Source organism: Bradyrhizobium sp. UFLA01-814, assembly GCF_046718885.1.
Lineage (GTDB): Bacteria > Pseudomonadota > Alphaproteobacteria > Rhizobiales > Xanthobacteraceae > Bradyrhizobium > Bradyrhizobium elkanii.
This window is the reverse complement of record NZ_JAQOSR010000281.1, coordinates 1-6,259: the sequence shown is the minus strand read 5'-3', so window position 1 is coordinate 6,259 and position 6,259 is coordinate 1. Positions and strand designations below refer to the sequence as shown.

Sequence of the window (6,259 nt, the reverse complement as noted above, 5' to 3'; positions counted from 1 at the left end):
GGTTGAAGTGCGCGCAAATATATTCTGAAGCATCGCGAGTATCGACGTGTCACCGGTCCGGATGTTGTCCACCGCCCCGGGTTGGATGCTACTTTGCATGGGGTTGTTTTCGATATTTCGGTTGGGGCGGATCATCGCGCACTATGTTTAGTCACTACCTTGAGCTGATGGAGCTTGCCGGCACGCGATGTCGAAGCGCCGACGCATCCTCAATCGCCAAGGGGAACGAAGGCCTTCATCCCACTCCGCAGCGGTAGCGCCGCTGAAGGACGCGCGCGACGCGACACGATCGCAGTCCCTCGGGTTCCGTCGCATGGTTAAGGACAGCTGAAAACAACGCATCGAAATGCGTTGAAGAGTCTTTAATCAAATTCGCAGAACCTCCGCGCCATGACGCGTGGAGTTCGTTTGTATCTCGTCGGCTCCCTTGTCCTTGTGTCGCTTGCTGGTTGCGGTCGCGGTCTGTTTCAGACTGCCGAGCGCGAACCGTGGCGGGCCGAGGCCGAGGCCGCATGCCTGAAGTCGGGCGCGGTCAAGGAGAGCGCCGACCTCGTCCGCATTGATCCGATCTCCGGTCCCGGCGTCTGCGGCGCCGAGTTCCCGCTCAAGGTCGCCGCGCTCGGTGAAGCCAGTTCAGCTTACGGATTTGCCGACGACAGCCTGCGGCCGCCGGCATCAGTCGGCAACCAGCCGCGCTGGCCGATCAACCGCCAGCCGTCTCCGCCGCCCGTGCAGGCGCCGTATTCCAATCAGGCCGTCGGCCAGCCGAGCTATGGCAATGAGCCGAGCTATGGCAGCCGTCAGAATGGGCCGGTCTCGCTGTCGGCGCCCGGCGTTCCGCAGCAGCAGGACGAGATCGATTTGCCGCCGGATGGCTCGCCCGACGCCAGGGGCGAGCGACCTTATTATCCGGGCCTGCCTTCCAATCCGCAGCGCGACAGCGCGGCCGCGCCCTATTCACCGGCACCGTATTCCCAGCAGCCGCCCGGCGCGCCACCGCCGCCGCGGCTCGGTCCCTCGAGCGGCAATCCGGTGGTGACGGTCGGCCCGGTCGCAGTGAAGCCGGCGGCAACGCTGGCGTGTCCGATCGTTTCGGTGCTCGAGCGCTGGCTCGCCGATTCCGTACAGCCGGCGGCGCAGCGCTGGTTCGGCGCGCGTGTCGTCGAGATCAAGCAGATCTCGGCCTATTCCTGCCGCGGCATGAACGGCAATTCGCACGCGCATATTTCCGAGCACGCCTTCGGCAATGCGCTCGACATCGCAGCCTTCACGCTGGCCGACGGGCGCCGCATCACCGTGAAGGATGGCTGGAAGGGCCTGCCGGAAGAGCAGGGCTTTCTGCGCGATGTCCAGGCCGCCGCCTGCCAGCAATTCACCACGGTGCTGGCGCCGGGGTCCAACGTCTATCACTACGACCACATCCATGTGGATCTGATGCGCCGGGCCAGCCGGCGCCTGATCTGCCAGCCCGCCGCCGTCTCGGGCGAGGAGGTCGCGGCGCGCGCCGGCGGCCGTAACCCCTATGCAACGCGCGAACCTTATGTCACAGGATCGCTCGGCGGCAGAAAGCCGGCCCCGCGGGGTAAGGCGGGGGTCAACGAAGAAGACGAATTCGCCGACGAATAGGGGCGCGTCTGATACCCGTATTTTTACTGGGTGACACCGTGCAAACGGTAGCCACTTTTGTTGCATATGCTCGCTGAGTCGGGCGCACCCGGCTGATTGTTTGGGGGATAACTTTGCAAGACGCGCCGATCATTCTCGTCATCGAAGACGATCGTGATCTTCAGATGATGGTGGAGGACGCCCTGAGGGACGGCGGCTATGAGCCGGCGATCGCAGGTTCGGGCGAGGAAGCCCTGACGCTGCTGAAGGCGTTCCGCACCAAATACAGTGCACTGGTCACCGACATTCGCCTGCTCGGCCGGCTCGACGGCTGGCGTGTGGCGCGCGGCGCCCGCGAGATCGATCCGTCATTCCCGGTGCTCTACATCACCGGCGGCGGCGGCGATGAGTGGCCGACCAGGGGCGTGCCGGACAGCGTGCTGCTGAACAAGCCGTTCTCGCCCGATGAACTGGTTGCGGCCGTGGCGAAGCTGCTTGAGAATGCCGCGTAGGCCTCAGCGATTGATCGCCCCCGCGAAATCGGCGATGCGGAGGTTGTACGGGGCAAACGTGTCTTCCAGGCCGGCATGAATGACTTCGCACAGTCGATCACGGCGGCAGCTTCCCTGATAGCCGGTCGCGATCCGGTCCTGCTTGGGATCGTCGCATTGTCGTTGCGTGTCAGCCTGCTGGCGAGCCTGCTCGCGCTGCTGATCGGCGCGCCGATCGGCGGCTGGCTTGCGATATCGAGATTTCGCGGACGGCAGGTGGTGATCGTGCTCGCCAATGCCTGTCTCGGCCTGCCGCCGGTCGTGGTCGGCCTCGGGCTTTACCTTCTGCTGTCGCGATCCGGACCGCTGGGCTTCGCCGGGTTGTTGTTCACGCCGACGGCGATGGTGGTGGCGCAGGTCATCCTGGCGACGCCGATCGTGGTTGCGCTGGTGCATCGTCCGGTCGCGCTGCTGTGGGCGGAATATGCCGACCTGATCCGCACCGACGGCCTGTCCCGCTTGCGCAGCCTTGCGCTGGTGTTCTCGCTCGGCCGCGCCTCGCTGCTCACCGCATTCCTCGCCGCGTTCGGCCGCGCCATCGCGGAGGTCGGCGCCATCATCATCGTGGGCGGCAATATCAGCGGCTATACGCGAACGATGACGACCGCGATCGCGCTCGAGACCAGCAAGGGCGAGCTGGCGCTCGGCCTCGGGCTCGGCGTCATCCTGCTTGCGCTGAGCGTCAGCGTCAGCACGATCGCGTTTCTGCTAGTGCGCGGCGTTGGGGAAAAATAGCTGCTCGCCGCCGACCTTGTAGCCGGCGATGGCCGACTGCCCGGCCTCCGAGACCAGCCAGTCGATGAAGGCCTGGCCGTCCGCGGCCTTCACCGTCGGATGCTTCGCCGGATTGACCAGCATCACGCCGTACTGATTGAACAGCCGGCGGTCGCCTTCGGTCAGCACGGCGAGCTCGCCGCGATTCTTGAACGACAGCCAGGTGCCGCGGTCGGACAGCACATAGGCATTCGACGCCGACGCCATGTTGAGCGCCGGACCCATGCCCTGGCCGATCTCGCGATACCACTCGCCCTTCGCGGAGCCGAGATCGACGCCGGCCGCTTTCCAGAGTCGCAGCTCGGCCTCGTGCGTGCCGGAGTGGTCGCCGCGCGAGATGAAGGCCGATTTGGTCGCGGCGATCTTGCGCAGGGCGTCCGCGACGTCCTTGTCGCCGGCGATATGCGCCGGATCGGCCTTCGGGCCGACGATGACGAAATCGTTGTACATCACGTCATATCGCCCGGTCGCAAAGCCCTCGGCCAGGAACTTTTCCTCGGCCACGCGATCATGCACGAACACGACGTCGGCATCGCCGCGCCGTCCGATGTCGAGCGCCTGTCCGGTGCCGACCGCGACCACCTTCACGTCAATGCCCGAGGCCTCCGAGAAGCGCGGCAGCAGATAGCCGAACAGGCCGGACTGCTCGGTCGATGTCGTCGACGCCACGATGATGGACCGGGGCTGCGCGAGCGTCGGGCCGGCGAACAACAGCGCGGCGGCGATGAGGAGGTTTCGAACGAACGATGTCATGTGAATACTGCGTACCGGAGAATGATGTCGGTCACCTTGCCGCATTTCGTCCGGTGACGCAAAGCAGGCGCGATGTCGCGCGCTGCGATCGGCGGTGCTAGGGTCGCCACGAACGAAGCATGAAGAAGGGATATCGGATCATGGCAGCAGAGAAGGTCGCGCTCGTTACTGCAGGCGGCAGCGGCATGGGAGCGGCGGCGGCGCGGCGCCTCGCGGCCGATGGTTTCCGCGTTGCGATCCTGTCGTCGTCGGGCAAGGGCGAGGCGCTGGCGAAGGAGCTCGGCGGCCTCGGCTTCACCGGTTCGAACCGTTCCAACGATGATCTGAAGCGCGCCGTCGACGGCGTGGTGGCGCGCTGGGGCCGCATCGATGCGCTGGTCAACAGCGCCGGCCACGGCCCGCGCGCCGGCGTGCTCGAACTGACCGACGAGCAGTGGCACACCGGTCTCGACGTCTATCTGATGAACGTGATCCGCCCGACGCGTCTCGTCGCACCTCACATGCAGGCGCAGAAGTCGGGCGCGATCGTCAACATCTCCACCGCCTGGGCATTCGAGCCGAGCGCGATGTTTCCGACCTCGGCGGTGTTCCGCGCCGGGCTCGCCGCGTTCACAAAACTGTTCACCGACAGCTACGCCGCTGGCAATGTGCGCATGAACAACGTGCTGCCGGGCTGGATCGACAGCCTGCCGGCAACCGACGAGCGCCGCGACAGCGTGCCGATGAAGCGCTACGGCAAGGCGGAAGAGATCGCCGCAACCATCAGCTTCCTCGTCTCCGACGGCGCGGGCTACATCACCGGCCAGAACATCCGCGTCGATGGCGGATTGATGCGCTCGATTTGAGGACTTGCCGAACGACCGGAAAGTGAAGCTAGCCGGCGTCGCGCTGAAATCGCCGCCCAGGGTGTAGAAGATGATGGCCCGGAAGGGTGTTGCGGCGCAATTTAAGAAACGGCGCAAGATCGCTAAGTGCGCGACGTCGCGCGCTTTCGCCATACCCGCAAGTCAGCCATGACCTTTATGCTCGCGCCCAGCACCAGTGCGCACAGCGCAGTCTTCGACACCGTCTCCATCGTCCCCTCGACCAGCATGCCATGGATCACGCTGCCTGCGACGATGATCACCGCAAGCGACATATGGGCAAGGCGCCATGTTCGCGGTCGCAGTCGCAATCGCCGGCGCAGTGCCGCCAGCAGCGCGACGGCGAAGATGGCCCACATGGCGATCACACCCCACGGGGAGAACGGCGTCGGCGATGAGAAGAGCAGGGCGTCGATCATGTCCGGCGGACTGGTGATCCAAAGGCCGGCGACATGGATCACCACCGCCGCGACCAGCGCGCCTCCAATCCAGTGGTGTGCTCGCCGTCCGCGATATGCGGCCAGTCCCGGCAAGTATCCGCCAATCAGCAAGGGCTGAACGAGCGCAAGACCCAGCGCGATAATCCCTGCGAATCCCGCCAGGATGTAGACCGGACCGCGCCATGCGAGCAGTGGGCTCGCAGCTGCCGCGGCGATCGGCACGCAAACGGCGGCCACAAGGGCGGCCCAGATCAGGGTCGCCCGGGCGAATCTCATCCTGTTTGATCCCAACCCGGTCAGGCCGGCTGAAGCACGAAATGCGCCTCAAGGCTGGTATCTTTTGCGCTCCGCATCACGGGACGCAGAAAGACGGTTTTGAATTCACCGCTGTCATAGGCGAGGTGACCATGCGGTTGGCCGAAGATCGGAATGATCTGCGGTATCTCGAGACGGAACGCCCCGTCCTTGTCGGTAAGCGTGGCGCCATGGCTCTGCGGCTCGTGCTCCTGCCCTTCGGTCGTGTGCGCCCAAATCTGGATGCGCTGCCCGGCAAGCGGAGCCCCGTCGCCGGCGCGGCGTACGGTGCCGCTCATCCAGAAGCCGCCTTTGCCGATCCGATCCACGATCGGCGCACCCTTGCGGTAGTTGTTCGACCCGCCCGCCATCGAGTCAGTCGGTGCGAGGCCTTCGGCGCGGACGGGTAGCAGGAGCCCGGCAATCCCGGTTGCCAGGGCGGAGCCGCCAGCGGCGAGCAGGATGCGACGGTTGAACACGACGGTGGTCATGTGGATTCTTCCTCCTGGCGACCGTGCAATTGCTCCGTCCAAGCTACAACAACAGCCGCGAGGTGCCCAGCTGAGGGACGCGAAGGGCGCGATAGGTCGCAGAGTTGTGAATGGGCGTGCCGGCCGCTCGATCCGCGTCATTGGCGAGGCAAATTGATGCCTCCGTATATGCGGTGCGGTGGGATTGCGTCGGTTCGCGCGCAGTGATGGAATGCGGCGTCGACCTTCCGCCATGTGCCCGGGCCCGCAGCAACACCACTTGCGTCTACGCGCTGCGCGGCGCGCTCCAGGCCGCGCGCGTCATAATTGCGGCGACCTCTGATTGCGTTTGTCGTGATGACAAACTGAAAACGCAGGGCTAGCCTTCCGTCAAATCAAAACATACGGGAGGAATGGCATGCCAGACGCAGCAGTTGCAGCACGCGCTTCAGACTCCACGCAGAGCGGAACCACGCAGCAGGTCGACGTTGCGGTGGTCGGCGCCGGCT

General features: G+C 65.3%; 7 protein-coding genes. 4 read left to right on the top strand and 3 right to left on the bottom strand.

Annotated features, from left to right (window positions below; genetic code table 11):
• The first annotated feature begins 390 nt into the window (after window positions 1-390).
• The 3 genes from PMN64_RS41295 (at window position 391) to PMN64_RS41285 (ending at window position 2,891) form a co-directional block, all read left to right on the top strand.
• Window positions 391-1,626, top strand: coding sequence for an extensin family protein (locus tag PMN64_RS41295; RefSeq protein ID WP_411784915.1), 1,236 nt, complete (start codon window positions 391-393; stop codon window positions 1,624-1,626).
• A 113-nt stretch (window positions 1,627-1,739) separates the two neighbouring features.
• Entirely contained in the window at window positions 1,740-2,117 is a 378-nt protein-coding gene (locus tag PMN64_RS41290) for a response regulator (RefSeq protein WP_016845813.1), read from the top strand.
• A 75-nt stretch (window positions 2,118-2,192) separates the two neighbouring features.
• Window positions 2,193-2,891 carry an ABC transporter permease gene (locus PMN64_RS41285; protein WP_016845814.1) on the top strand — a complete coding sequence of 233 codons (699 nt, stop codon included), beginning with the start codon at window positions 2,193-2,195 and terminating at the stop codon, window positions 2,889-2,891.
• Here PMN64_RS41285 and PMN64_RS41280 read toward each other — a convergent pair.
• Complete coding sequence (locus PMN64_RS41280) at window positions 2,865-3,683, bottom strand: extracellular solute-binding protein (protein WP_411784914.1); 819 nt, start codon at window positions 3,681-3,683, stop codon at window positions 2,865-2,867. The two genes, PMN64_RS41285 and PMN64_RS41280, sit on opposite strands and share 27 nt — an antisense overlap.
• Window positions 3,684-3,823: 140 nt before the next feature.
• Between PMN64_RS41280 and PMN64_RS41275 the strand changes: the two genes are divergently transcribed.
• Entirely contained in the window at window positions 3,824-4,528 is a 705-nt protein-coding gene (locus tag PMN64_RS41275; RefSeq protein ID WP_411784913.1) for an SDR family oxidoreductase, read from the top strand.
• Window positions 4,529-4,650: 122 nt separating this feature from the next.
• Here PMN64_RS41275 and PMN64_RS41270 read toward each other — a convergent pair whose 3' ends face one another.
• Window positions 4,651-5,262: a ferric reductase-like transmembrane domain-containing protein gene (locus PMN64_RS41270; RefSeq protein WP_411784912.1), complete on the bottom strand. Its 612-nt coding sequence runs from the start codon at window positions 5,260-5,262 to the stop codon at window positions 4,651-4,653.
• A 20-nt stretch (window positions 5,263-5,282) separates the two neighbouring features.
• The gene (locus PMN64_RS41265; protein WP_411784911.1) at window positions 5,283-5,771 is read right to left on the bottom strand and encodes a Twin-arginine translocation pathway signal; all 489 of its coding nucleotides are present in this window, start codon (window positions 5,769-5,771) and stop codon (window positions 5,283-5,285) included.
• Between the last annotated feature and the right edge of the window lie 488 nt (window positions 5,772-6,259).

What these genes read in the sequence shown, in the direction of transcription:
- PMN64_RS41270 (WP_411784912.1), bottom strand. Translation starts at nt 5,262, where the DNA reads ATGAGATTCGCCCGGGCGACCCTGATCTGGGCCGCCCTTGTGGCCGCC.
- PMN64_RS41265 (WP_411784911.1), bottom strand. Translation starts at nt 5,771, where the DNA reads ATGACCACCGTCGTGTTCAACCGTCGCATCCTGCTCGCCGCTGGCGGC.
- PMN64_RS41295 (WP_411784915.1), top strand. Translation starts at nt 391, where the DNA reads ATGACGCGTGGAGTTCGTTTGTATCTCGTCGGCTCCCTTGTCCTTGTG.
- PMN64_RS41280 (WP_411784914.1), bottom strand. Translation starts at nt 3,683, where the DNA reads ATGACATCGTTCGTTCGAAACCTCCTCATCGCCGCCGCGCTGTTGTTC.
- PMN64_RS41285 (WP_016845814.1), top strand. Translation starts at nt 2,193, where the DNA reads ATGAATGACTTCGCACAGTCGATCACGGCGGCAGCTTCCCTGATAGCC.
- PMN64_RS41275 (WP_411784913.1), top strand. Translation starts at nt 3,824, where the DNA reads ATGGCAGCAGAGAAGGTCGCGCTCGTTACTGCAGGCGGCAGCGGCATG.